General features: G+C 71.0%; 23 protein-coding genes and 1 pseudogene. 3 read left to right on the plus strand and 21 right to left on the minus strand.

Features of this window, described 5'->3' with window-relative positions:
- The first annotated feature begins 4 nt into the window (after nucleotides 1-4).
- Both VNT59_RS19145 and VNT59_RS19150 read left to right on the plus strand, forming a co-directional pair.
- A complete protein-coding gene (locus VNT59_RS19145) occupies nucleotides 5-976 on the plus strand; it encodes an ornithine cyclodeaminase family protein (RefSeq protein WP_325501080.1) in 972 nt (323 codons plus the stop codon).
- A 141-nt stretch (nucleotides 977-1117) separates the two neighbouring features.
- Entirely contained in the window at nucleotides 1118-1627 is a 510-nt protein-coding gene (locus tag VNT59_RS19150) for a pyridoxamine 5'-phosphate oxidase family protein (protein WP_325501082.1), read from the plus strand.
- An 86-nt stretch (nucleotides 1628-1713) separates the two neighbouring features.
- Here VNT59_RS19150 and VNT59_RS19155 read toward each other — a convergent pair whose 3' ends face one another.
- The 4 genes from VNT59_RS19155 to VNT59_RS19170 are packed head-to-tail and all read right to left on the minus strand — an operon-like array spanning nucleotide 1714 to nucleotide 5455.
- Nucleotides 1714-2277 (minus strand): DUF1439 domain-containing protein, encoded by a 564-nt coding sequence (locus tag VNT59_RS19155; RefSeq protein ID WP_325501084.1) that lies wholly within the window; start codon nucleotides 2275-2277, stop codon nucleotides 1714-1716.
- A 38-nt stretch (nucleotides 2278-2315) separates the two neighbouring features.
- Complete coding sequence (locus tag VNT59_RS19160) at nucleotides 2316-3551, minus strand: CaiB/BaiF CoA-transferase family protein (protein WP_325501086.1); 1236 nt, start codon at nucleotides 3549-3551, stop codon at nucleotides 2316-2318.
- A 27-nt stretch (nucleotides 3552-3578) separates the two neighbouring features.
- The gene (locus tag VNT59_RS19165) at nucleotides 3579-5126 is read right to left on the minus strand and encodes a class I adenylate-forming enzyme family protein (RefSeq protein ID WP_325501088.1); all 1548 of its coding nucleotides are present in this window, start codon (nucleotides 5124-5126) and stop codon (nucleotides 3579-3581) included.
- Nucleotides 5123-5455, minus strand: coding sequence for a GNAT family N-acetyltransferase (locus tag VNT59_RS19170; protein WP_325501090.1), 333 nt, complete (start codon nucleotides 5453-5455; stop codon nucleotides 5123-5125). Before VNT59_RS19170 ends, VNT59_RS19165 begins: the two co-directional genes overlap by 4 nt.
- A 145-nt stretch (nucleotides 5456-5600) precedes the next feature.
- Between VNT59_RS19170 and VNT59_RS19175 the strand changes: the two genes are divergently transcribed.
- Nucleotides 5601-8303, plus strand: coding sequence for a transglycosylase domain-containing protein (locus VNT59_RS19175; RefSeq protein ID WP_414708421.1), 2703 nt, complete (start codon nucleotides 5601-5603; stop codon nucleotides 8301-8303).
- A 44-nt stretch (nucleotides 8304-8347) separates the two neighbouring features.
- Here VNT59_RS19175 and VNT59_RS19180 read toward each other — a convergent pair whose 3' ends face one another.
- From VNT59_RS19180 to VNT59_RS19260, 17 genes and pseudogenes are all read right to left on the minus strand, one after another.
- A complete protein-coding gene (locus VNT59_RS19180) occupies nucleotides 8348-8758 on the minus strand; it encodes a VOC family protein (RefSeq protein ID WP_325501140.1) in 411 nt (136 codons plus the stop codon).
- Nucleotides 8759-8797: 39 nt separating this feature from the next.
- A pseudogene (locus tag VNT59_RS19185) lies at nucleotides 8798-9352 on the minus strand (SRPBCC family protein); the annotation flags it as partial.
- Complete coding sequence (locus VNT59_RS19190; RefSeq protein WP_325501092.1) at nucleotides 9234-10103, minus strand: NAD(P)-dependent oxidoreductase; 870 nt, start codon at nucleotides 10101-10103, stop codon at nucleotides 9234-9236. The gene VNT59_RS19190 and the pseudogene VNT59_RS19185, both read right to left, overlap by 119 nt.
- A gap of 202 nt (nucleotides 10104-10305) precedes the next feature.
- A complete protein-coding gene (locus VNT59_RS19195; protein WP_325501094.1) occupies nucleotides 10306-11073 on the minus strand; it encodes an enoyl-CoA hydratase in 768 nt (255 codons plus the stop codon).
- Entirely contained in the window at nucleotides 11070-11663 is a 594-nt protein-coding gene (locus tag VNT59_RS19200; protein ID WP_325501096.1) for a 2-hydroxychromene-2-carboxylate isomerase, read from the minus strand. Before VNT59_RS19200 ends, VNT59_RS19195 begins: the two co-directional genes overlap by 4 nt.
- Before the next feature lie 12 nt (nucleotides 11664-11675).
- Complete coding sequence (locus VNT59_RS19205) at nucleotides 11676-12428, minus strand: SDR family oxidoreductase (RefSeq protein WP_325501098.1); 753 nt, start codon at nucleotides 12426-12428, stop codon at nucleotides 11676-11678.
- Between the two features lie 89 nt (nucleotides 12429-12517).
- Nucleotides 12518-13327 (minus strand): thioesterase family protein, encoded by an 810-nt coding sequence (locus tag VNT59_RS19210; protein ID WP_325501100.1) that lies wholly within the window; start codon nucleotides 13325-13327, stop codon nucleotides 12518-12520.
- Nucleotides 13324-14193: an alpha/beta fold hydrolase gene (locus VNT59_RS19215; RefSeq protein WP_325501102.1), complete on the minus strand. Its 870-nt coding sequence runs from the start codon at nucleotides 14191-14193 to the stop codon at nucleotides 13324-13326. Before VNT59_RS19215 ends, VNT59_RS19210 begins: the two co-directional genes overlap by 4 nt.
- A 67-nt stretch (nucleotides 14194-14260) precedes the next feature.
- Entirely contained in the window at nucleotides 14261-15466 is a 1206-nt protein-coding gene (locus VNT59_RS19220) for an acetyl-CoA C-acyltransferase (protein ID WP_325501104.1), read from the minus strand.
- A 4-nt stretch (nucleotides 15467-15470) separates the two neighbouring features.
- Nucleotides 15471-17870, minus strand: coding sequence for a 3-hydroxyacyl-CoA dehydrogenase/enoyl-CoA hydratase family protein (locus tag VNT59_RS19225; RefSeq protein ID WP_325501142.1), 2400 nt, complete (start codon nucleotides 17868-17870; stop codon nucleotides 15471-15473).
- A 75-nt stretch (nucleotides 17871-17945) separates the two neighbouring features.
- Complete coding sequence (locus tag VNT59_RS19230) at nucleotides 17946-19763, minus strand: acyl-CoA dehydrogenase C-terminal domain-containing protein (protein ID WP_325501106.1); 1818 nt, start codon at nucleotides 19761-19763, stop codon at nucleotides 17946-17948.
- Nucleotides 19764-19774: 11 nt separating this feature from the next.
- Nucleotides 19775-20488: a TetR/AcrR family transcriptional regulator gene (locus VNT59_RS19235; RefSeq protein WP_325501108.1), complete on the minus strand. Its 714-nt coding sequence runs from the start codon at nucleotides 20486-20488 to the stop codon at nucleotides 19775-19777.
- Nucleotides 20489-20584: 96 nt separating this feature from the next.
- Nucleotides 20585-21259 carry a cyclic nucleotide-binding domain-containing protein gene (locus tag VNT59_RS19240; RefSeq protein WP_325501110.1) on the minus strand — a complete coding sequence of 225 codons (675 nt, stop codon included), beginning with the start codon at nucleotides 21257-21259 and terminating at the stop codon, nucleotides 20585-20587.
- Entirely contained in the window at nucleotides 21256-21774 is a 519-nt protein-coding gene (locus tag VNT59_RS19245; RefSeq protein WP_325501112.1) for a chemotaxis protein CheW, read from the minus strand. The genes VNT59_RS19240 and VNT59_RS19245 overlap by 4 nt, the downstream gene beginning before the upstream one ends.
- 1 nt (nucleotide 21775) lies before the next feature.
- Nucleotides 21776-22228: a hypothetical protein gene (locus VNT59_RS19250; RefSeq protein WP_325501114.1), complete on the minus strand. Its 453-nt coding sequence runs from the start codon at nucleotides 22226-22228 to the stop codon at nucleotides 21776-21778.
- Nucleotides 22225-22686, minus strand: a complete 462-nt coding sequence (locus tag VNT59_RS19255; protein WP_325501115.1) for a CZB domain-containing protein — start codon at nucleotides 22684-22686, stop codon at nucleotides 22225-22227. The genes VNT59_RS19250 and VNT59_RS19255 overlap by 4 nt, the downstream gene beginning before the upstream one ends.
- Nucleotides 22687-22732: 46 nt before the next feature.
- Nucleotides 22733-25555, minus strand: a complete 2823-nt coding sequence (locus VNT59_RS19260) for a hybrid sensor histidine kinase/response regulator (RefSeq protein ID WP_325501117.1) — start codon at nucleotides 25553-25555, stop codon at nucleotides 22733-22735.
- Nucleotides 25556-25561 lie beyond the last annotated feature (6 nt).

The raw sequence follows: 25561 nt of genomic DNA on the forward strand, positions 1-25561 counted from the left end.
GGCCATGATCGTCATTTCCGAAGCGCAGGCCCGCCAGCTCGTTCGCATCGAGGACGCGATCGACGCGGTCGAACACGCGTTCGTGGCGATGTCGCGGCAGGAAGCGCGCAACTATCCGGTCGTGCGCGAGCCCGTCGGCTACCGCGACGCCGTCTTCGGCGTGAAAACCGGCTGCGACCGCGCGCTGCCGCTGCTGGGCCTGAAGGCGGGCGGCTACTGGCCGCACAACGCCGGGGCCGGCGCCAGCAACCACCAATCGGCCATGCTGCTGTTCGATCCGGAAACCGGGCGCGCCAGCGCACTCGTGAGCGCCAACTACCTGACCGGCGTGCGCACCGGCGCGGCCAGCGCGATCGCCACCAGGCACCTGGCGCGCCGCGACGCCAGCGTGCTGGGAATCATCGGCGCCGGCGTGCAGGCGCACTACCAGCTGCGCGCGACGCTGGCGGTGCGGCCGATCCGCAGCGTGCATGCGTGGAACCGCTCCCCCGCCAACCTCGAGCTGCTGGCGCGCACGGCGCGCGAGCTCGGGCTCGAGTTCGTCGCGGCCGGCAGCTGCCGCGCGGTCGCCGAAGCCGCGGATGTCCTGGTGACCGTGACGCCGTCGCAGCAGCCCTTGGTGGCTGCCGAGTGGGTGCGCCCCGGCACCCACATCAACGCGATGGGCGCGGACACCCGCGGCAAGCAGGAGCTCGATCCCCGGCTGGTGGCCGCGGCCGTGCTGTTCGTGGACGAAGCGGCCCAGGCCATGAGCATCGGCGAGTGCCAGCATGCGTTCGCGGCGGGCCTGGTCACGCCGGCCAGCTGCCGGGCCACCCTCGGCGAGGTCGCGGCGGGCCTGGCAGCCGGCCGGCAAGCGGACGGCGAAATCACCCTGTTCGACGGCACGGGGGTGGCGCTGCAGGACCTGGTGGTGGCCGATCTGGCGGTGCGCGCCGCGGCGACGCTCGGCCTGGGCGCGACGGTCGACTACTGACGGCCCGGGGCTTGGCGCCGGCCGCCAGCGGGGCCCTGCCTGTCGGCGCGGCCGCACAGGCAGGCGCGATGGCGGCCGACGCCGGCCGGGCGGTGCGCTGCCCACCATCGAAGCCGAACCGTTCACACCGAGGTGCACCCGATGAAACCCAGGACCGACCACGAGCTGCTGTGGCGCATGATCAAAGACATCCGCTTCGCCATGCTGACGCACCGGCACGCCGACGGCACGCTGCATGCCCACCCGATGACGATGCAGAACAAGTCGCTGGACGAAACCGACGAGGTGCTCTACTTCTTCGTCGGGCGGGCGAGCGAAGTCGGCCGGCGCCTCGCCACGGACGGCAGCGTCAACCTCGCCTATGTCGACCCGGCCAAGGACGTCTATGTGTCCATCGCCGGGCAGGCGACCGTCAACGAGGACCCGGCGATCAAGAAGAAGCTGTTCAACGCGCTGGACAAGGCCTGGTTCCCGGATGGCGCGGACGACCGGAACCTGGAATTGGTGGAGGTGCGCATCCGGCACGCCGAGTACTGGAACGCGAAGGAAAGCCGCCTCAGCCAGTTGCTCAAGGTGGCGACGGCCGCCGCAACCCACCAGCAGGCGCACGTCGGCGAGCACCGCGAGCTGCAGGTGGGCCAGCACGGGTAGCGCGCCGGCGGCACTTCCGCAGCCACTGGCGCGGCACCGCGCGGCACGCTGCCGGCTTGCGCCAGCGCGGCGCCGCGCCGCGCCGCTCAGGATGCCGGCTTGTTGACGAAGTCGACGGCCAGGCCGGCCGGCGTCACGGTGATCGCGCCCGGCTGCAGGCCCATGGCGTCGGCCAGCGCCAGGTCGCCCGGGCGCAACCGGTGCAGCACGACCTCGGCCAGGCTTTGCCGCGCCATGTCGGCGGCGGCGCGCTGCAGCAGGAGCTGCCCTTCGCGATTGAGCCCGTCCATGTGCACCGCGTTCACGCGCAGGTGCTGCGCCCGGATGGTGCGGTCCGCGGCTTCGTAGCGCAGGGCGAAATCCAGATCGACGTCGCCGCGGTAGCTGCGCTGCAGCGCCGGGCCGGCCGCCTGCAGCAGCAGTTCGCTGCCGAGCCGGTTCAGCTCAGGCAGCAGCCGCAGGCGCGGCGTGTCGATGGTCAGGTCGAAGAGGCCGCTGACGGGATAGCGCAGCGGGAAACGCTCGGCCAGCGCGCCCTCCAGCTGGGCCAGCGAAATCCGATAGCCTGGCCCGCCCGCGCGGGCCGCGGTCGTGGCCCCTGCGGCCAGCGCCAGGCCGGCGATCATCCGGAACGAGGTTCTGCGCAACACGGGTGTTGGAGCCGGACCGCCGCGCCGAGTTCACCGGCTCAGGCGACGATGCCGCTGGCGCGCAGCGCGGCGATGTTCCCGGCCGGCAAGCCGAGCAGGCCGCCCAGCACCTCGTCGGTCGAGTCGCCCAGCCGCGGCGGCGGCCGGTCATAGCGCACCGGCGTCGACTGCAGCCGCAGCGGACTGGCGATGGTCGAGACGGTGCTGCCGTCGGCCTGGCGCATGTCGACGCGCAGGCCGCGGTGTTGCACCTGCGGATCCTCGAAGACCTGCTGGTAATCGTTGATCGGGCCGCAGGGCACGCCTTGCGCTTCCAGCCGCTCGATCCACTCGGCCACCGGGCGCGTCAGCATGGTGCGCGCCAGTTCGGGGATCAGCTGGCCGCGGCCGGTGATGCGGCCCGTGACCTTCTGCCAGCGCTCGTCGGCCGCCAGGTCGGGCCGCTCGATCGCCGCGCAATAGCGCTGCCACTGCACGTCGTTGCCGACCGCGACCACCAGCTCGCCGTCGGCGGCCACGAACACCTGGTAGGGCACCAGGCTCGCGTGCGCGTTGCCGTAGCGGCCGGGCGGCCGGCCCGTGGCGAAGTAGCCGGTGACCTGGTTGCCGCCCAGGGCCACGATCGCGTCGAGCAGCGCCATGTCGATGTACTGGCCGCGTCCGGTCTGCTCCCGGTGGCTCAGGGCCGCCAGGATGGCCACCGTGGCGTACATGCCGGTGATCACGTCGGCGATGGCGATGCCGGCCTTCTGCGGCCCGCCGCCGGGCAGGTCGTCGCGCTCGCCGGTGATGCTCATCAGCCCGCCGATCGCCTGGAACACGAAGTCGTAGCCCGGCTTGTGCGCGCTCGGCCCGTCCTGGCCGTAGCCGGTGATCGAACAATAGACCAGGCGCGGATGGAGGGCGCCGAGGCTGGCGTAGTCGAGGCCGTAGCGCCTCAGGTCGCCGATCTTGTAGTTTTCGATGACGACGTCGCAGCGCCCCGCCAGGTCGCGCACCAGCGCCTGCCCTTCCGGTTTCGCCATGTCGATCGCCACCGACTTCTTGCCGCGGTTGGCGGCGGCATAGTAGGTCGAGTCCTGGCGGCCCTGCGAGTCGGCCATCCAGGGCGGACCCCAGCCGCGGGTGTCGTCGCCGTGGCCCGGGCGTTCGACCTTGATGACTTCGGCGCCCAGGTCGGCCAGGTTCTGCGTGCACCACGGGCCGGCCAGCACCCGCGACAAATCCAGCACCCGCAGGTGCGACAGCGCCCCGGCTCGTTTCTCTTCGGTCATGCCAACAGCTTCAATCGATCGTGACGTTCATTTGGGCGACGCCGCGTAGCGCTCGCGCAGTTCGCGCTTGAGGACCTTGCCGATGTCGCTGCGCGGCAGCGCCGGCAGGTAGCGGATGTCGGCCAGCCGCTGCGTCTTGCCCAGCCGCTGGTTGGCCCAAATCCGCAACGCTTCTTCCGCCGGGGCGGCCGGCCCCGGCACGACGAAGGCAACCGGCGTTTCGCCCCATTCCACCGACGGCACGCCGACCACGGCGGCATCGGCCACCCCCGGGTGCTGGCGCAGCACGGCTTCGAGGTCGCTCGGGTAGATGTTGAAGCCGCCCGAGATCACCATGTCCTTGCGCCGGTCCATCAGCGTGAGGAAGCCGTCGTCGTCGAAGCGCCCGACGTCGCCGGTGCGGATGAAGCGCTGGCCCTGGCTGTCGTACCACTCGGCGCCGCGCGTGAGCCCGGGCTGGTTGTTGTAGCCGGTCATCATCGACGGCGAGCGGCCGACCACCTCGCCGACGGCGCCGCGCGGCAGCTCGCGCTCGCTCTCGTCGATCACGCGGATGTCGTGCCCTTCCGGCGGCCGGCCCACCGTGTGCAGCTTGTCCGGATGGTTGTGCGCCTCCAGGATGCAGGTGCCGCCGCCTTCGGTCATGCCGTAGAACTCGATCAGCCCGCCCGGCCAGCGCCGGAGGATGTCGGCCTTCAGGTCGGCATGGAACGGCGCGCTGGTGCAGAACTTGAGCTGGAACGACGACAGGTCGTACCGATCGAAATCGGGCAGCGCCATGATCCGCTGGTACTGCACCGGCACCAGCATGGTGTGGGTCGCGCGCTCGCGCTCGGCGATGGCGAGGTAGGTGGCAGCGTCGAATTTCGGCGGGCACAGCACGACGCAGCCGCCCTTGGCGATGGTGGGAAAGAAGCAGACCAGCGTCGTGTTCGAGCACAGCGAGGTGGCGATGATGGTCACCGCGCCCGGCCCGTAGCCGTAGCTCTGCGCCCGCGCGACATGGGCCCAGCGCATGGCATGCGGCTGGACGATGCCCTTGGGCGTGCCGGTGGTCCCCGACGAATAGATGATGTTGAAGGCCCAGTCCGGCCGCACCGCCACCGGCCGCGGCCTGGCGCCCGCCGGCGCCAGCCAGTCCTGCAGCGACGGGCTGGCCGAGCCGTCCATGAAGACGCGCCGCGCCTGGGTCTCGATCGCCGGCACCCCGGCATCGACGAAGAAGTGCCGGGCGCCGCTGTCGGCCACCATGCCCGCGAGCTGCGCCGGCTGCGCGCCGGTCGGCAGCGGCGCCACGGCCACGCCCGCGCGCAGGCCGCCGACGAAGAGGGCCACGTACTCGAGCGAATTGGCGCCGCAGATCGCGATGCGCTGCTGCGGCCGCACGCCGTCGCGCTGCAGCGAGGCGGCGACGCGATCGGCCATCGCGTCGAGCTGGGCCCAGGTGACGCTGCGCTCGCCCTGCGCCACGGCGCGTTGTTGCGGCCGTGCCGCCGCGTGTTGGCGCACCAGGTCGGCGATCGCCTGGAATGGCGGCGCGGCGGACGGCGCCGGCGACTGCAGCACGGCGCTCATCGCGCCGGGCCCCCCGCCAGCAGCGTCCGGTGTTGCGGGTGGCGCTCGACGTACTGCGCGATGTACGAGCAGCTGGGCGCCACCTTCAGGCCCTGCCGGCGCGCGTCCTCGAGCGCGAACTGCGCGAGCCGGCCCGCCAGCCCCCGCCCCTCGAACTGCGGCAGCACCTCGGTGTGCACCAGGTCGAGCGTGCCGCCCTGCGAGCGGTAGTCGACGAAGCCGGCCAGCTCGCCCCCGACGGCGATTTCGTAGCGCTGGCGGCCGGTCTCGTTGCTGATCGAAATGTCTTCCTTCTGCGGCGTCACGAACTGCTCCATCTCGAAAACCACGCACCCTACCACGGTGCCGCGCCCCGCCGGCGCGGCTGTCGGCGGCCGGCGCGCGCGGCGCGGCGCCTTGTCTCGGGCGGCTTGCCGCCCCCGTCCTACAGCCGCGCGCGGGGTGCAACCCTACATTGTGGCGTCAACACGACCCATGCATTCGATGAAACAGGCACTGGCGCGAGCCACCGACTTCCTGGCCGTCTCCTGCCGCCGGCTGGGCGGCGCGATCCGCCGCCACCCGTTCATTGCCGCTGCCGCGTTGCCGGCGCTGGTCCTGCTCTACGTGCTGGCCCTGGTGCCCTTCACCCCCAGCGTGAACGACATCCGCAAGGTCAAGACGCAGCAACCCTCGGTTGTGCTGTCCGCCGACGGCAAGGAGCTCGCGACCTTCCGGCGCGTCAACCGCGAGTGGGTGAAGCTGGGCGACATCTCGCCCCACGTGGTGAAGGCGCTGCTGGCGACCGAAGACCGCCGCTTCTACGAGCACGGCGGGATGGACGTCAAGCGCACGCTCTCGGCGGCGCTGCACACCCTGGGCGGCGACCGCGAAGGCGGCTCGACGATCACGCAGCAGCTGGCGCGCAACCTCTACCCGCAGGACGTGGGGCGGGCACCGACGCTCACCCGCAAGATCAAGGAAGCGATCACCGCGCTGAAGATCGAATCGGTCTACGGCAAGGACGACATCCTGGAGACCTACCTCAACACGGTGCCCTTCCTCTACAACGCCTACGGCATCGAAATGGCCGCCCGGACCTATTTCGACAAGCCGGCGCGCAGCCTCGACGTGCTGGAGAGCGCCACCCTGATCGGCATGCTCAAGGGCACCAGCTACTACAACCCGGTGCTCAACCCCGAACGGTCGCTGCAGCGGCGCAACACGGTGCTGGCGCAGATGGTCAAGCAGCAGCAGCTGACGCCCTCGAACTTCGAGCGGCTCAAGCAGCAGCCGCTCAAGCTGGACTTCGAGCGCCAGGAGGAAGACCTCGGGCCGGCGCCGCACCTGGCGCAGCAGCTGCGCCGCTGGCTCATCGAATGGGCCGATCGCAACGGCCACGACATCTACGCCGACGGCCTGGTGGTGCGCACCACGATCGATTCGCGGCTGCAGCAGCTGGCGACCGAGTCGCTGGCGCGGCAGGCCGACCGGCTGCAGGCGACCGCGAGCGCGGCCTGGAAGCCGGGGGCCAACAAGGCCCTGCTGCAGGCGTTCATCCGGGAGACGCCGCAGTACAAGGGCGAGCGCGACCATGGCGCGACCGACGAGCAGGCCCTGAAGAAGCTCCAGGCCGATGCCGGGTTCGTCCAGGCGTTGTGGCAGGACAAGACGCGCCTGCAGGCCGCCTTCATGGCGATCGAGCCCGGCTCCGGCGCCGTGAAGGCCTGGGTCGGCAGCCGCGACTTCAAGCAGGACCAGTTCGACCACGTCAGCCAGGCGCGCCGACAGCCGGGCTCGACCTTCAAGCCGTTCGTCTATGGCGCGGCGTTCGAGCAGGGCATCAGCCCCGACGAGATGCTGGTGGACGCGCCGGTCGAGATCCGGCTGGACGCGCGCACGGTGTGGAAGCCGACCGACATCGAGCGGTCGAGCGGCCAGCCGATGAGCGTGCGCGACGGGCTGGTCTACTCCAAGAACACCATCACGGCGCAGGTGATGCAGCGCATCGGCCCGGCCCGCATCGCCCAGGTGGCGCGGGCGATGGGCGTGCGCGACAGCAAGCTCGACGCGGTGCCCGCGCTGGCGCTGGGCACCAGTCCCGTCACGCTCAAGGAAATGGTCGCGTCGTACGGCAGCATCGTGAACAGCGGCAGCTACGTCGAGCCGCTGGTCGTGACCCGGGTCGAGTCGCGCGATCGCGGCGTGCTGGCGGAATTCCATTCGAAGGCCGGCGAGCAGGGCCTGTCGATGCAGGCATCGCAGACGCTGCTGGACGTGATGCGCGGCGTGATCGACCGCGGCACCGGCGCCGGCATCCGCAGCCGCTTCGGCATCAAGGGCGACCTGGCCGGCAAGACCGGCACCACCCAGGACTACACCGACGGCTGGTTCATCCTCATGCATCCGCAGCTGGTGGGCGGCGCCTGGGTCGGCTTCAACGACAACCGCGTCACCATGCGCGACGACGCCTGGGGCCAGGGCTCGCGCAACGCGCTGATGATCGTCGGCGATTTCTTCCAGCAGTCGCAGAAGGCCAAGCTGGTCGATCCGCGGGCCACCTTCGCGGCGCCGCACCAGCAGCCGCAGCCGGTGAACGTGGACGGCTCGATGTTCGGGCGGGTGAACGACTGGCTCGGCGGCGTGTTCGGCAGCCAGCCGCAGGAAGCGCAGGTGGCGACGGTGCCGGGCGCCGAGGCCGGGGGCTCGCAGCCGGGGTCGATCCTGGAGCCGCCGCCGGCGCGCCCGGTGGCGGTGATCCCGGCGCCGGCGGCCGCCCCCGAGGCGCCGCGTCCGTCGACCGACACCATGTCCGGTCCGCCCGGCGCCTGGCGCCAGCCCGAATTCCAGTGGGACACCGAGCGCAGCCGCGCGGCCGCCCCGCCGAGCGTCGCGGTCGAATCCCGGCGCCGCGCCGAGCCCGAGCCGGACCTGGAAAGCCGCCGGAGCGACCGGCCGGCCGCGATCATCATCCAGGGCGCGACCGGCGGCCGCCCGCCACCGGTCGCCATTCCGGAAGACGGCGCGCGCCGCGGCGAGCGGCCCGCCGCGATCATCATCCAGGGCCCCGCGGGCAGCGAACGCCGCGGCCCGCCGGTGATCGAGTACACGCCGCAGCCGGCCCGCGTTGCGCCGCGCGGCGAGGCGACGTACGAGGCGGCCCCGGCGTCCGGCGGAAGCTGGTCCGGCACCAATTAGGACCTGCGGTCGCTGCCGGCGCGAACCGGCCGGCAACCCTGCCGTCAGCCCCGTGGCGGCACCGCCGACGGGTCCATGTACGTCAGCTCCCACATGTGGCCGTCCAGGTCGGTGAAGCCATGGCCGTACATGAACCCATGGTCCAGCGGCGGCTGCGGCGCCGTGCCGCCGGCGGCGAGCGCCTTGGCGACGAGCTGGTCGACCTCGGCGCGGCTGGCGCACGACAGGCAGACCAGCACCTCGGTGCTCCTGGTCGCGTCCGCCACCGGCTTCTTGGTGAAGGTCTGGAAGAACGGCTCGACCAGCAGCATGACGAAGCTGTGCTCCCCGATCACCATGCACGCCCCCTGGTCGTTGCTGAACTGCGGATGGAAGCTGAAACCGAGCGCGGTGAAGAAAGCCTTCGTGGCCGCCAGGTCGCGGACCGGCAGGTTGACGTAGATCTGGCGGGGCATCGTGGCTCCTTGGCTGGTGTGACGGGCCAGTTCGGCTTCGAGCCGGTCGAAATTCTGCTCGTTGGCGGGGATCGCGTAGCGGGCCACCTCGTCGCGCACCTCGGCCGACTCGAACAGCATGCGAAAACCGAACTCGGTCGCCGCGCCGCGCGCCTCGAGCGAGAGGGTCATCGTGAAGCGCGGCGCCGACAGATGCTGGAACACCACGCGCGCCCCGGGTTCGATCGTGCGGAAGACGCTCTCGTTGGGATGGTCGGTGCCGTCCGGTCCGTGCATGACGAACTTCCAGCGGCCGCCGGGACGAAACTCGAAGGTCTCGAAGGTGTTGCGAAAGCCGGCCGGCCCCCACCAGCGGGCCAGCCGACCGGGGTCGCGGATGGCGTCGAACACGGCCGCGGGCGAAGCCGCGATGAGACGCCTGCTGACGATCTCGCGTCCGCTTTCATCGTTCATGATCGCTCCCTGCTCCTGAGTTTCACCGCCCGCCACCGGGGCCGGACTGGTCGGCCGGTTCGATCGGATCGACGAAGAAATCGGGGATGAAGCGCCTGGTGCCTGGCCTGACCGAGTACCGGTCCAGGTCCGTGACGCCATGGGCCGCGAGCAGTTCATCGTCGATGTAGAAGTTGCCGCTGGCGGCCTCGTCGGCGGTGAGGATGAGGTACGCCGCGTCGGCCAGGATCTCGGGCTTTCGGCACAGGTTCAGGTCGACGCCCGGGATCATCTGCAGCGCCGCGGTCGCGATCGCCGTGCGCGGCCACAGGCTGTTGACGGCGATGCCGTACTTGGCGAACTCGCCGGCATGGCCCAGCGTGCACATGCTCATGCCGTACTTGGCCATGGTGTAGGCGGTGTGCGGCGCGAACCAGTGCTGCTGCATCGACAGCGGCGGCGACATGTTGAGCACCTGCGGCCGGCGGCCGGCGCCGGCGGACTGCCTGAGCGCGGGCAGGCAGGCCTGGGTGCACAGGTAGGTGCCGCGCGCGTTGATGCCGTTCATCAGGTCGTAGCGCTTGATCGGCGTGTGCTCGGTGTCGGTGAGGCTGATGGCGCTGGCGTTGTTGACCAGGATGTCGATCCCGCCGAAGGTCTCGACGGCGCTGGCCACCGCCTTCACCACGGCTTCTTCGTCGCGGATGTCCACCTGCAGCGGCAGCGCCTGGCCGCCGGCGGCTTCGATCTCCGCGGCCGCCGTGTGGATGGTGCCTGGCAGCTTGGGATTGGGATCGGTGGTCTTGGCGGCGATCACGACATTGGCGCCGTCGGCCGCGGCGCGCTTGCCGATCGCCAGGCCGATGCCGCGCGAGGCGCCAGTGATGAAGAGGGTCTTGCCTTTGAGCGTCATATGGTCACTCCAGGAATAACAACCCAACAGCCGAACGCAGGAGACGCGAAGTACGCAGAACACGCAGAAGGAAGCCGAAGAATGGTGGTGCGTGCGCGCGCCGCCCTTGACCATGACCATCCCGCCCACTCCGGCATGAATTGTCTCTTCCGCGTCTTCTGCGATTCCTTCGCGTCTTCTGCGTTCGGCTGTTGGGTCTGCCTTACATCTTCGAGAAGTCCGGCTTGCGCTTCTCCATGAACGCGCCGAAGGCCTCTTTCGCGGCGGGGGCGCCGAGCAGGCGCGCGAACACTTCGCCTTCCAGCGCCATCTGTTCGAGCACCCGTTGCTGCTGGCCCTGCTTCATCAGCCGCTTGGTCTCCATCAGCGAACTGAGGGGCTTGTGCGCCAGCTTCTGCGCGACCGACTGCGCATACGCGTTCGCCTCGGTCGGCGGCAGCACGCGGTTCACCAGCCCCACCTCCAGCGCGGCCTCGGCCATGAACGGCTCGCCCAGCAGCAGCGCCTCGGCGGCCCGGTGGTAGCCCAGCATCTGCGGCACCAGCAGGCTCGACGCCGCTTCCGGGCACAGCCCGAGGTTGACGAACGGCATCGAGAACGCGGCGTTGTCGCCCGCGTAGACCAGGTCGCAATGGAACAACATGGTCGTGCCGACGCCCACGGCGGGCCCGCAGACGGCCGCCACCAGCGGCTTGGCGAACGTGCCCAGGCCGCGCAGGAAACGGAACACCGGCGCGTCCTGCGAGGCCGGCGGCTGGGTCAGGAAGTCGCCGATGTCGTTGCCGGCGCTGAACACGGTCTCGTGTCCCTGGAACACGAGCACGCGCACGGCGTCGTCGGCGGCGGCGCTGCCGAGGGCCTCGGCCATCGCGGCGTACATCGCCGCCGTGATCGAGTTCTTGCGGTCGAGCCGGTTCAGGGTGACGGTCATCACGCCGCGCTCGACGTGGGTCAGGATTTCGTTGCTCATGCTTCCAGTGCTTCCTTGACAAAATCGAGCCGGTCCTGGCCCCAGTACATCTCGCCGCCGACGAAGAAGGTCGGCGCGCCGAACACGCCGCGCGCCACGGCTTCCTGCGTCTGCGCCTTCAGCCGTTCCTTCACGTCGGGCTCGGCGGCCAGCGCCAGCACGGCTTCGGGATCGAACTCGGCTTCGCGCAGTACGGCCGCGACGACGGCGCCGTCGTTCATGTTGCGCCGTTCGGCCCAGATCGCGCGATAGACCGCCTCCAGGTAAGGGACAAATCGCGCCGGCTGGCGCAGCTGCAGCCCGACGGCGCCGCGCATCAGCGTGAGCGTGTTGATCGGAAAGTGCGGGTTCGGCGCGAACGCCGTGCCGTGCCGCGCGGCAAAGCGTTGCAGGTCGGCGAAGAGATAGCGCCCCTTGGCCGGAATGGTCGCCGGCGAATGGTTGCCGGTGGCCTGGAACACGCCGCCGAGCAGCATCGGCCGCCACTCGAGCGTGGCGCCCGCCGCCCGGCAGATCGCCGGCAGGCGCTCGAAGGCGAGGTAGGCGGCGGGGCTGCCCACGTCGAACCAGAATTCCACGGTCTGTGCCACGGCTGCTCCTCGTCAGAACTTTTCGATCCAGGGCCGCAGGTCCAGCTCGTGGGTCCAGGCGTCGCGCGGCTGGCGGTGCAGCATCCAGTAGGTCTGCGCGATGTGCTCCGGGTCGACGATGCCGCCCTGCGCCTTCAGCGCATAGCGCTGCGGGAAATTGTCGCGGATGAACGCGGTGTCGATGGCGGCGTCGACGATCAGGTGCGCGACGTGGATGCCGCGCGGTCCGAGTTCGCGGGCCATGCTCTGGGCCAGCGCCCGCAGGCCGTGCTTGGCGCCGGCGAAGGCCGCGAAGTTGGCGGAACCGCGCAGCGAGGCCGTCGCGCCGGTGAAGATGATCGTGCCCTTATGGCCGTCGCCCGGCCGCGCCACCATGCGGCGCGCCACTTCGCGGCCGTTGAGGAAGCCGGCGAAGCAGGCCATCTCCCAGATCTTGAAATAGCGGCTGGCCGTCTCGTCGAGGATGCTGCTGGGCGCGTTGGCGCCGATGTTGAAGACCAGCACCTCGATCGGCCCGATCGTCGACTCGATCTGCTCCACCAGCGCCACCACCGCCTCTTCCTTGCGGGCGTCGCTGGCGAAGCCATGCGCCGTCCCGCCCTCGGCGCGGATGCGCTCGATCAGCGGCTGCAGCTGGTCCGCGCGGCGGCGCGTCGCGCAGACGGTGTAGCCGCCCTGGGCGAACCGGCGGGCCACCGCGCCGCCGGTGGCGTCGCCGGCGCCTACGATCAGCGCGACCGGCGCGGCGGTGGTGGAAGGGTCCATGCTCAAGCCTCCGCCGGGCCGCCCCAGCCAGGCTGGGGCGCGCTCGTGGGCAGCGACGGCGGGTCAGTGCGGTGCGTGAAGGGCATTGTTCACTCCTTGTAGTAGACGACCTGATGGGTGGTGGCGAGCAGCTCGCCAGGTTCGTTCCACAGCTGCGCGGTCTGGTCGAAATAGCCGTCGCGAAAGCCGTGCGCATGCGCCTGCCCCAGCAGATGGCCGCTGCCGGCGCGCCGCAACTGCGCGGCGCCGGCGTGGAAATAGACCGTCATCGACACCGTGCCGATCGGCGTCGGCGTCGCGCGGCGGCGCCAGATCCGCGGGAAGAAGACATCGGACAGCGCGGCGAGGGAGGCGAAGTCGAGCGGCCGCGGCGGCTCGTCGCGCATCCACAGCTGCGTGCGGCTGTCCTCGGCGTGGCTTCCGTCCCAGGCCGCGGGATAGCCGCCTTCGACGAAGCGCATGTCGTAGCGGTTGATCCACTCGACCCGGCCGCGGCGCATCGGCGGCGGCAGGTCCTGCGGCCCCGGCACGCGCGGCATCGGCACTTCCGTGGCGCCCCAGGTCTCCCGGCGCACCGCGGTGACGGCCGTGGCGGTGAGCACCGTTTGATCGCCCTGGCGCAGCTCGGCGATCCAGTGCTGCGTCGACCGGTTGGTGCGCGCCGGCCGGGCCAGCGCCAGGAAGGGGCCGTCGGCCACCGGGGCGCAGAAGTTCGCGGTGTACGCGACCGGCTCTCCCAGGCGCCGCGGATGCTGCAGCACGGCGTTGAGCGCCTGGGCCGCGGTGATGCCGCCGAACGGGCCGATCATGTTGGCGTAGGCCGGGCTGGTGTGCCCCTGCCAGGCGCCCTCGCCCTGCGGTTCGAGGGCGATCGCGGTGTCGAACGGATGGGCGCTCATCGTGCCTGCGCCTGCTCGAAGCGGCCGAGCCACTGCGCCAGCAGCGGCCAGAAGTCGGCCTCGCGCTCGCGCCGAAAGGCGCCGAAGTGGCCGAGACGGGCGATGCCGAACTGGCGCGGCACGATGCGCTCGATCTCGCTCGGCGCGTTTTCGTACAAGGCCAGCAGGCTGCGGATGCCGGGATCGGTCATCAGTTCATCGTCCTCGATCGACAGGGCGCGCACCGGGAAGCGGGCGCTCGCGTAGCGCCGGCGCACCGCCTCGCCCTCGGCGCCCACGCTGTAGCGCGGATTCAGGCACCAGCGCCGCCACTGGAGCACGACGCCGGCCGGCAGGTCGCCGACCACCCGCAGGCGGCGTCCCGGAAAGTAGCCGCACAGCCGGGTGGCGATGGGCACCAGCAGGAACCAGAAGATCAGGACCACCCGCCGCAACGCCGGTGCATTCTGCCGCCAGTAGCCGCTGCCGGCCGCCACGCTCAGCAGCCCGTCGACCTTGTGCTGGTTGGCCAGCAATCCCGGCAACTGCGCGCCCAGGCTGTGGCCCAGCAGGTACAAGGACCGGTGCGGCAGGGCGGCCTGGGCATGGTCGATGACGGCGGCATAGTCGCGCGTCCAGTCGAACAGGTCGGCGTGGAAACCTCGGAGCGAGCCGCTCGCCGGCCGCGACTGGCCGCTGCCGCGGTAGTCGAAGGTGGTGACGCGCCAGCCGCGTTGGGCGAGCCAGCGGGCGAACGGCGCATAGAAGTCCTGCGGCACCCCCATGGCGCCGCCGACCACCACGCTGCCGCGCGGCGGCCCGGCCGCGTCCCAGACGCAGGCGGCGAGCCTGGTGCCATCGGCAACCTGAACGACCTCGGGTCGCATCGTCTCCTTTCGTGCTGCCTCCTCGGGGAGGTCTCGTCGCGCCCGGTCCCGCGCGGGGCCGGGCGCCTCAGACGCGCTCGAAGATGCCGGCCGCGCCCTGGCCCATCCCGACGCACATCGTGACCATGCCGTACTTCAGCTTGCGGCGCCGCAGCGCATGGACCACGGTGGCCGAGCGGATCGCGCCTGTGGCCCCCAGCGGGTGGCCCAGCGCGATGGCGCCGCCCAGCGGGTTCACCTTGCCCGGGTCCAGCCCCAGGGTGTCGATCACCGCCAACGACTGCGCGGCGAACGCCTCGTTCAGCTCGATCCAGTCCAGGTCCTCCTGCTTCAGGCCGGCGCCGCGCAGCGCCGCCGGGATCGCTTCCACGGGCCCGATGCCCATGATGTGCGGCGGCACGCCGCGGGCGGCGAAGCTCACGAAGCGTGCCAGCGGCTGCAGGCCGAAGCGCTGCACGGCCGCTTCGCTCGCCAGGATCAGCGCGCCGGCGCCATCCGAGGTCTGCGAGCTGTTGCCGGCGGTGACGCTGCCGCGCGCGGCAAAGACGGTCTTCAGCTTGGCCAGCCCCTCCACGGTGGTGTCGGGCCGCGCGCCCTCGTCGAGCGTGACGGTGCGCTGGCTGACGCTGACCTGGGCGGCCGCCAGGTCGACCGAGCGCTCGGCCACGTCCACCGGCGTGATCTCGTCGGCAAACTCGCCGGCCTGCATGGCCGCCAGGGCCTTCATGTGCGACCGGTAGGCAAACTCGTCCTGGGCGGCGCGGCTCACTTTCCACTGCTGCGCCACCTTCTCGGCGGTCAGCCCCATGCCGTAGGCGATGCCGTAACTCTCGAGGTCCTGCGGGTTCGCGAAGATGGCCGGCGACAGCGAAGGCGCGTTGCCCATCATCGGCACCATGCTCATGCTCTCGGTGCCGGCGGCGATCATCACGTCGGCCTCGCCGACGCGGATGCGGTCGGCCGCCATCTGCACTGCCGACAGGCCCGAGGCGCAGAAGCGGTTGACCGTCACGCCGCCGACGCTCTTGGGCAGGCCCGCCAGCACGGCGCCGATCCGCGCGACGTTGAGGCCCTGCTGCGCTTCTGGGATCGCGCAGCCGCAGATCACGTCTTCGACGGCTTGCGGATCGAGGCCCGGCGCCTGGGCCAGCGCCGAGCGCAGCACGGTGGCCAGCAGGTCGTCGGGGCGGGTGTGGCGGAAGTACCCGCGGTGCGACCGCCCGATGGGCGTGCGGGTGGCGGCGACGACGTAGGCGTCCTGGATCTGTTTCATGACATCAATTCCTCAACGGCTTGCCGGTCGACAGCATCGCCATGATGCGGTCCTGGGTCTTCGGATTCGTCACCAGCGAGCAGAACGCCTGGCGCTCCAGCGCCATCAGGTATTCCTCGCTCACCAGCGTGCCGCCGTCGACGTCGCCGCCGGTCACCACATGGGCGATCAGCGACGCGATGTGGAAATCGTGCTGGCTGATGAAGCCGCCGTCGCGCATGTTCACCAGCTGGCCCTGGATCGTCGCCTTGCCGCTGCGGCCGGCGACGACGAACTGGCGCCTGAGCGGCGGCCGCCAGCCGGCGGCGAACATCGCCTTGGCCTCGCTGATGGCGACGAACAGCAGTTCGTCCTTGTTCGGCACGACGATGTCGTCGTCCAGCAGGTAGCCCAGCTTGCGCGATTCGAGCGCGCTGGTGCCGACCTTGGCCATCGCGGCGGCTGTGAAGCCTTCGGTCAGGAACGGCAGCAGGTCCTTGTGCGTGGTGCGGGCCTGCTGCTCGGCGGCGCGCCGGGCGATGTAGGTCAGGCCGCCGCCGCCGGGGATCAGGCCCACGCCGACCTCGACCAGCCCGATGTAGCTTTCCATCGCGACCACCCGCTTCGACGCGTACAGGGCCAGTTCGCAGCCGCCGCCCAGGGCCATCCCCCGGATGGCCGTGATCACCGGCACGCTGGCGTAACGCATCCGCAGCATCGTCTGCTGCAGGAACTGCTCGGCGTCGTCGATCGCGCTGACGCCCACGGCGGCGAACGCGGGCATCAGCGCCTGCAGATCGGCGCCGACGCTGAACGGGTCGTCGCCCGACCAGATCACGAGGCCCTGGTACTGCTGCTCGGCCAGGTCGATCGCCTGCTGCAGCCCTTCGGCGACTTCGGGGCTGATCGCGTGCATCTTGGTCTTCAGGCTGGCCAGCAGCACCTCGCCGTCCAGGGTCCACAGCCGGATGCCCGCGTCCTCGTGGATCGTGGTGCCGGCGGTCGCGAAACCCGGCGCCCGGCTGCCCAGCACGGTCTCCGGGAACAGCTGGCGCGCGTGCACCGGCAGCAACCGGCGCGGCTCGAACCGGCCCGTGGTCGGATTGAACGAGCCTTGCGGCGTGTGCACGCCGCCGGCCTCGGCCACCGGGCCGCTGAACACCCAGTCCGGCAGCGGCGCGTCCGACAGCGCCTTGCCGGCCGCGATGTCCTCCTGGATCCACTGCGCCACCTGCAGCCAGCCGGCTTCCTGCCACAGCTCGAACGGGCCCTGCTTCATGCCGAAGCCCCAGCGCAGCGCGAAGTCGACGTCGCGCGCGGTCTGCGCGATGGCGGCCAGATGCACCGCGGCGTAGTGGAAGCCGTTGCGCAGGATGGCCCACAGGAACTGGCCCTGCGGCCCCTTGGATTCGCGCAGCAGCTTCAGCCGCTCGCCGGCGGGCTTCCTGAGCATGCGGGCGTAGACCTCGTCGGCCTCGGCGCCGGCCGGCACGTACTCGCCCGATTCGGGTTCGAACCGCAGCACGTCGCGCCCGACCTTCTTGTAGAAGCCGGCCTTGGTTTTCTGCCCCAGATGTCCCTGCTCGATCAGCGTCTTGAGCACCTCGGGCGTCGCGAAGCTCGCATAGAACGGATCGGTCTCGGCGCTGAGCGTGTCCTGCAGCGTCTTGATCACGTGGGCCATGGTGTCCAGGCCCACGACGTCCGCGGTGCGGAAGGTGCCTGAACTGGCGCGGCCCATCTTCTTGCCGGTCAGGTCGTCCACCACGTCGTACGTGAGGCCGAACTTCTCCACTTCGCGCATCGTCGACAGCATGCCGGCGATGCCGACGCGGTTGGCGATGAAGTTCGGCGTGTCCTTGGCGCGCACCACGCCCTTGCCCAGGCCGCTGGTGACGAAGGCCTCGAGCTGGTCGAGGATGGCCGGCTCGGTCGCCGGGGTGCCGATCAGCTCCACCAGATACATGTATCGCGGCGGGTTGAAGAAGTGGATGCCGCAAAAGCGCGGCTTGATCGACTCGGGCAGCGCTTCGCCCAGCTTGCCGATCGACAGGCCGGAGGTGTTGGAGGCGACGATCGCGTGCGGCGCGACGAACGGCGCGATCCGCCGGTACAGGTCGAGCTTCCAGTCCATCCGCTCGGCGATCGCCTCGATGATCAGGTCGCAGTCGCGCAGCTGCTCCAGATGCTCGTCGTAATTGGCCTGGCCGATCAGCGCCGCGTCCTCGGGTACGCCCAGCGGCGAAGGCTTCAGTTTCTTGAGCCCCTCCACCGCCCGCGCCACGATGCCGTTCTTCGGCCCGTCCTTGGCGGCGAGGTCGAACAGGACGACGGGGACCCTCACGTTCACGAGATGGGCCGCGATCTGCGCGCCCATCACGCCGGCGCCGAGCACGGCCACCTTCCTCACCTGGAAGCGCTGCATCCGATTCCCCTTGTCTGGCTGCGCGCCGGCCTCGGCCGCGCGCGCTTCACGTTCCTGGTACATGGCCCGCCCCCGTCAGGCCAGCGCCAAGTCGGTGTCCATCAGCGGCTTGGCGCCGGCGCGGGCCGTGCGCATCAGCATCGCCGTCTCCGGGAACAGCTTGGCGAAGTAGAACCGCGCGGTCTGCAGCTTGGCCCCGTAGAACGGGTCGGTGTGGCCCTCGCCGCCTGCGGCGCGCTGTTTCTCGATCTCGCGCAGCGCCACCTGCGCCATGCGCGCCCACAGGTAGCCGTGGACCAGATGGCCCGCCACCCGCAGGTAGTCGACGGCCGCCGCGCCGACCTCGTCGGCGTTCATCATGCCGCGGAAGCCGATCTCGGTCGTGAACTTCGTCATCTGCTCGCCCAGCTGGGCGATCGGATTGATGAACTCGGCCATCTGCTCGTTCACGCCCTCCTCTTCCACCAGGGCGGCGACCAGCTTGCCGAACTTCTTGAGCGTCGCGCCGTTGTTGCCCAGGATCTTGCGGCCCAGCAGGTCCAGCGACTGGATCGTGTTGGTGCCCTCGTAGATCATGTTGATGCGGTTGTCGCGCGCGAACTGCTCCATGCCCCACTCGTGGATGTAGCCGTGGCCGCCGAACACCTGCAGGCAGGCGTTGGTCGCGACGTGGCCGTTGTCGGTGGTGAAGGCCTTGGCGATCGGCGTCAGCAGCGACAGCAGCTCGTCGCTTTCCTTGCGCACCTTCTCGTCGGGGTGGTAATGCGCCTTGTCGAGCAGCACCGAGCAGAACACCAGCAGCGCGCGCCCGCCTTCGGCATAGGCCTTGGCAGTCAACAGCATCCTGCGCACGTCGGGATGCACGATGATCGGGTCGGCCGGCTTGTCCTTGGCCTTGGGGCCGGACAGCGAGCGCATCTGGATGCGCTCCTTGGCGTACGCCCGCGCGTTCTGGTAGGCCACTTCCGTCAGCCCCAGCGACTGGTTGCCGACGCCCAGCCGCGCGGCGTTCATCATGACGAACATCGCCTGCATGCCCTTGTTCGGCTGGCCCACCATCCAGCCGGTGGCGCCGTCGATGTTGATCTGCGCCGTGGCGTTGCCGTGGATGCCCATCTTGTGTTCCAGGCCGCCGCAGAAGATCGGGTTGCGCGCGCCCAGGCTGCCGTCCGCGTTCACCAGGAACTTCGGCACGATGAACAGGCTGATGCCCTTGATGCCGGGCGGCGCATCCGGCAGCCGCGCCAGCACCAGGTGGATGATGTTCTGCGCCAGGTCGTGCTCGCCGGCGCTGATGAAGATCTTGTTGCCGGTGATGCGGTAGCTGCCGTCGGCCTGCGGTTCGGCCTTGGTGCGCATCAGGCCCAGGTCGGTGCCGCAGTGCGCCTCGGTCAGGCACATGGTGCCGGTCCATTCGCCGCTGGTCATCCGGGGCAGGTAGGTGCGCTTTTGCTGGTCGGTGCCGTGCGTGGACAGGGCCGCGTACGCGCCGTGGGTCAGGCCCGGATACATCGTCCACGACTGGTTGGCGCTGTTCAGCATTTCGTAGAAGCACTGGTTGACCACCAGCGGCAGGCCCTGGCCCCCCCACTCGGGGTCGCAGCTCAGCGCGGGCCAGCCCGCTTCCACGTACTTGGCATACGCCTCCTTGAAACCGGCCGGCGTCCTGACTTCATGGGTCGCGGCGTCGAGCGTGCAGCCCTCGACGTCGCCGGTGCCGTTGAGCGGGAACGTCACTTCGGCCGCGAACTTGCCGGCCTCCTCGAGGACGGCGTTGATGGTCTCCGCATCGGCCTCGGCATACCGTGGGATGGCCTTGAATTCGTCGGCGACCCGGAAGACTTCGTGCATGACGAATTGCATGTCGCGCAGCGGCGGCGTGTAGGTTGGCATGGGGAGGCTCCTTAAGCCTTGGTGGTTCTGGTGGAAATTCTGGTGGCCGCCGCATCGGGCGCCGCCGCCGCCGGGCCGCTGCGCGCCCCGTGCAGCTTCAGGAGGTTCTCGAAGGCCGCCGTGGCGCGTTCGATCGAGCCCGGCGTATGCAGCAGCCGGGCTTCGTAGTGCAGGGCGAGGATCAGGCCGTGGACCTCGAAGGCCAGTTGCTGGTCATCGGCGTTGGCGCGCAGGTGGCCTTCCTCCTTGGCCTGCTGGATGGCGCGCCGCAGCGCGGCCAGCCACGACTTGACCGAGTCCACGAGCGCGTCGCGCACCGGGCCCGAGCGATCGTCGAATTCCACGGCGCCACTGATGTACAGGCAGCCGGAGTCGATCTCGACCGAGGTGCGGTTCATCCAGTTGCGAAACAGCGCCCGCAGCCGCGGCAAGCCGCGCGGCTCCTGCATCGCGGGATAGAACACTTCTTCCTCGAACCGCGCGTGGTACTCGTTGATGACGGAGATCTGCAGTTCCTCGCGCGAGCCGAAATGCGCGAACACCCCGGACTTGCTCATGCCGGTCACTTCGGCCAGGGCGCCGATGGAAAGGCCCTCCAGGCCGATCTGGGTGGCCAGGCCGAGGGCCGCGTCGACGATGGCGGCCTTCGTCTGCTGCCCTTTCTGCGGGCCGCCGCGGCGCCGCACCGGGCGCGGCGACGGGGCAGGCAAGGGAGTGACTGGCATGGCTGATGCGGAATAAAACGAACGGTCGTTCTATTTTGCACCAAACCGGCGGCGCCCCGGCAACTTTCGCCGGACCGGGTTGTTCCGCTCAGCCGTTCAGGCCAGCTTGCGGACCGACGGCCGGCTGTCGTTGCCGCTGGCCGCCAGCTGCCCTTCCAGCTTCATCAGCACGCTGAGCCGGGCACGCGCCGCCAGATCGGACCTGATCTCGGCGTGCCATTCGGCGCGCAGCGCCTGGTTGATCTCGTTGAGCGTTTCGATCTTGTTGTTGGCCGCGCGCAGCCGCCGCGTCATGTGGGCGAGGATCGCCCGCAGCAGGGTGCAGGCGAGCACCGGATCGTGCGCGGTGAGCCGGATCAGCCCGTCCTCGTCGAGCGTCGCCAGGCAGGTGGCGGAGGTGGCCCGCACGACCACCGAGCGCGCCATGCTGTCCATGGCCCCCATCTCGCCGAACAGGCTGCCCGGCGCCAGGGTGCGCAGCACCATCCAGTCCTTGCCGCCGCTGCTGCAGCCTTCGACGACGGCGTCGCCGCTCATCAGCATCACCAGGAACTGGCTGCCGGGACCGCCGGCGCGAAACAGCACCGAGTCCGGCCGCGCCAGCGTCAGCTTCATGAACGGCACGATGCGAAAGGCCTCCCCCGGCGACAGCTCCGGCAGCGCCAGTTCGGACCTGAGCAGCCGCGCCCCGTCCTCGAACGAATACCGGTGGTGCGGCGCCGGCTCTTCCGGCTCGGACCCGTCCGCCGGACCGTGGCTGCGATGCTTCACGATTGCGGCTCCCCGAACAGGCGCGCCGTGTCGATCACCGGCACCGGCCGGCCCTCGTGCTCGAAGCAGGAGATCGCGATCCAGGGCCACAGGTCGCTGTCGGTCGGCAGTTCGCAGGCCTGGCTGTCCGCGACCTCGATCATCTGCACCAGCGAGCGGGCGCACACGGCGCCGTATTCCAGCGGCTGGCCCGGCGCCGCCTGGTAGGCCAGCACCAGCGCATGGCCGGTGGGCGGCGGCTCGCCGTCGGGATACGCGCGCAGCAGGGTGTGCAGGTCGATCAGGGGCAGCTGCCGCTGCTGCCACTCGATCAGGCCGACGCAGTAATAGGGCGCGCCGGGCACCGGCACCACGGCCGGGCTGTCGATCAGCGCGATGGTGGTGTGCGCCGCGAAGGCGACGCAGGCGCCGCGTCGGTATTCCAGCAAGCGGGCCGCCGCGCGCGGTTCGAGGCCGTCGGGTTCGTGCGGCCCCGGCGCCGCGCCGGCATCCGGCGGCCACTCCAGTTCATTCACTTCACTCTCCTGGGCCGGCCGCGAAGGCCAGCACGCGTTGCGCCGTCGTGCACAGCAGCAGCTCGCCGTCGAGCTGCACGTAGCCGTCGATCGGTCCGCCGCGGCTGCGCATGGCCGCCGGCAAGGGGCTCGGCTCCAGCCGGGCGCCGATCAGCACCCGCACTTCGTCCCACGCGAAGCGCAGCTCGCCGGCCGCCGCGGTGGCCAGCGTGGTGAGCACGAACCGGCCGCCCGGAAAGACCTGCAGCGGCCGCAGCCGGTCCGACAGCGCCGCCACGGTCCGCGTCGCGCCGTCCTGCACCTGCTCGAACAGGCCCGGCCGGCCGGCCAGCGGCGCGGGCTGGCCCTGCATGTGCTGGGCCGGTCCGACGTCGGACTGCGGCAACAGCAGCCGCAACGCGCCCGCGCGCAGCAGCACGAAGTTGCCGCCGGACGGCGCTGGGGCGGCGTTCAAGCGGCCGCCCCCCGGATGCGCAGGAACAGGCTGGTCAGCTCGCGCAGCAGCTCGCGCGAGAGCCGGGTGAATTCGCCGGTCGGGCCGATCTCGGCGGCCGCCGCCTCGCGGTGCCCGGACTGCGCGAGCACCAGCGCGCGGCCGGCGCACACGTGGAAGTAGGCGTGTCTGGCGCGCAGCTCGGCGAAGTGGCGCTGGCCACGGAAGCGGCGCGCCCCGTCGCCCTGGATCCATTTACCGAGCGCGCATTGGTCGTCGCGGCCGACCAGGCGGGGATCGAGCTGTTCGCGCGAGCGTCCCTCGACCACCGCCTGCAGCCGCAGCCGCCACTGCTGGTGCGCGTCCACCGCGGAGCGGAAGTCGAGCCCGCCCGCCTCGTCGGCGCCGGCGGCATCGAGCGCCGCGTGCGCGACCCGGGCCGCATCGGCGTCGGCGATCGGGCCCGTGTGCATGGTCATGACCCAACTCCTGTGGTGCGGGCGCGCCCGGTCGATCGCCGCCGCCTCATGCCGCCAGCGCCTGCCGGATGGTGTGCAACAACTCGCCGTCGTTGTAAGGCTTGGTGATGTAGCTGTCGACGCCGGCCTCGGTCGCCAGGCGGCGGTGCTTTTCCTGCGAGCGCGAGGTGATCATGATCACCGGCAGTCCCTTCAGGTCGTCGCGCGAGCGGATGTGCGTCGTCAGCTCGATGCCGTTCATGTTGGGCATCTCGAGGTCGGTGAGCACCACGTCCGGCCTGAACAGCCGCATCGCGTCGATCGCGTCGACGCCGTCGCGGGCCGCCTCGGCGCGAAAGCCGGCGTCCTGGACCAGCTGCACCAGCGTGTTGCGCACCGACAGCGCGTCGTCGACGATCAGCACCCCCGGCAGCGCCTTCTGCGGCGCGGCGATGCCGGCCGGCGCCGGGGCGGCGCGCTGCGCGGCGCCGCCCGCCAGCAGCTGCGCGAGGTCCAGGTTCACGGCCACGCCGCCGTCGCCCAGGACCGAGAGCCCGACCACGCCGCGGATGTGCCGCGCGTAGCGGCCCGGGCTCTTGACCAGCAGCTCGCGCGAGTCGACCAGGCGATCGACGGCCAGCGCCATCGTCTCGGCATCGACCCGCACGATCACGGCGTCGTAATGCGCCCACGGCTTGTCGGCGTCCAGCGGCAGTCCGCAGGCCTGCGCCAGCCGGACGGCGCGCAGCACCCGCTGGCCGTGGCGATAGGCGAGGCCCTCGCCCACCGGCTCGAAGCGGCCCGCGCCGCGCGGCACCGCCTGCTCGATGTGCTGCGACGCCAGCGCGAACCGCTGCCCCGACGCTTCCACCACCAGCGACTGGATCGTGGACAGCGAGGCGGCAAAGCGCAGCTCGACGGTGCAGCCGCGCCCGGGCGCCGATTCGATCCGCACCGTGCCGCCGATGCCGGCAGCCCATTCGCGCACGACATCCAGCCCGATGCCGCGCCCCGACACCTCGCTCACGGCCTGCGACGTGGAGAAGCCGGGCAGCAGGATCAGGCGCGAGACCTCCTCGTCGGACAGTACCTGGTCGGCCGCCACCAGCCCGCGATCGACCGCGCGCTGGCGGATGGCCGGCAGGTCCAGGCCGCGGCCGTCGTCGCCGCAGCGCAGCACCACCTGCTGGCCCTGCCGCGCGAAGGCCAGGGTGATCCGTCCGGCCGGGTCCTTGCCCAGCGCCGCGCGCTCGTCGGGAAACTCCAGCCCGTGGTCCACCGCATTGCGCAGCAGGTGCAGCAGCGGGTCGGTCAGCCGGTTGAGCAGGTCGCTGTCGACCTGCGTGTCGCCGCCTTCGAGCACCAGCTGCGCCTGCTTGCCGGTGGCCTGGCACGTCGAGCGGACGTTGCGCTGCAGGCGCGATTCGATGCCGCCGACGGCGGTCATGCGGGTGCCGATCACGAGGTGCTGCAGGTCCTTGGCCAGGCGCTGCTGGCGCAGCTGGACCCCGCCGAGGCCGGCGATGCCCTCTTCCAGCCGCTGCGCCAGCGCCCGCGCGTCGGCGGCCTCTTCCATGAGGGCATGGGCCGTGCCGTGCAGTTCGCTGAACTGGTCCATCTCGAGCGGATCGAACACCACGTGGCCAGGGACGCGCGCCCCATGGCGCGCCCGCGCCCGCCGCGGCGCGTCGACCAGCGTCTCCAGCTCGAACAGCCGCTTCTGCACGCGCAGGTTCTGCCCCAGCAGTTCGCGCGAGCGGTCCTGCAGCAGCTTGATGTGCGCTTCCATCGCCGCGCTGTGCACCGACACCTCGCCGGCCAGCCGGAACAGCTCGTCCACGCGCTCCACCGTCACCCGCAGGGCGGCCGTGGGCGACGCCGTGGGGCTGGCGACGCGGGCGCCGGGCCGGCTGACGGGCGCGGCAACGGCGCCGGCGGCGGGCTCGGCGTCTTCGGCCGGCGCCACCCGCTCCAGCACGACCTCCAGCGACTCGCCGCGGTCGATCCGGTTGGCGAGATCGAGCACGCGCTGCAGCACCGCCTGCGCCTGGTCGGGGTAGTCGTCGGCCCCGGCGACGTGGCCCACCATCTGCTCCAGGCAGTAGGCCGCGTCGAGCAGCGCGTCGGCGGCGGGTTTCGCGACCTGGCCCCCGGCACGCTCGAAGTGGTCGAGGATGTCCTCGAAATGGTGCCCCAGCGAGGCGAGTCCGCGCAGGCCGATGATCGCGCCCGACCCTTTGAGCGTGTGGGCCACCCGGCGCGCGGCCACCAGGTCGGAGCTGTCGCCCTGTCCCGAGACCATGTTGCGCGCCAGGTCGACGAGGTAGCGCGCCTGCTGCGGCGCCTCGTGCAAGAACCCCTCCAGCAGCTTCTGGTCGACGTCCTCGGGCATGACCAGCGCCACGTCCTGCGCCGTGGCCAGCACCGGCCGCGCCGGCTGCGGCTCCGGCTGTGCCTGCTGCGGCATCGCGCCGAGCATGTGCATCACCTTCAGCGACTGGTCCTCCTCCAGCGGATACGGCGCCCGCACCAGGTGGTCGACCAGGCCGGCCGCGGCCGACGGATCGCCGACGTTGCGCAGGTACTGCACGATCAGCGGCGGCCAGCCGCGCAGGAACTCCACCAGCGGGCCGCGCTCGTCCGGCGGCAGCATCGGGATGACGAGCATGTTCTCCAGCACGTGGTTGCACACCGCCTGCAGGCCGGGGAAGCCCGCCAGTTCCGACGCCTCGCCCATGCGCTGGGCCTGGCCGCTGTACTGCTCCAGCGCGTCCATGAAGGCCGGGTCTTCGCCTTCGAGCGCCGCCAGCTGGTCGAGGCTGCGCGCCAGCCTCGGCTGGGCCGCCTCCACCTCGCCCGCGAGCGCGGCGATGAGCTCGTCGAGTTTCACGCGCCC

Source organism: Ramlibacter sp. (genome assembly GCF_035554825.1).
Lineage (GTDB): Bacteria > Pseudomonadota > Gammaproteobacteria > Burkholderiales > Burkholderiaceae_C > Ramlibacter.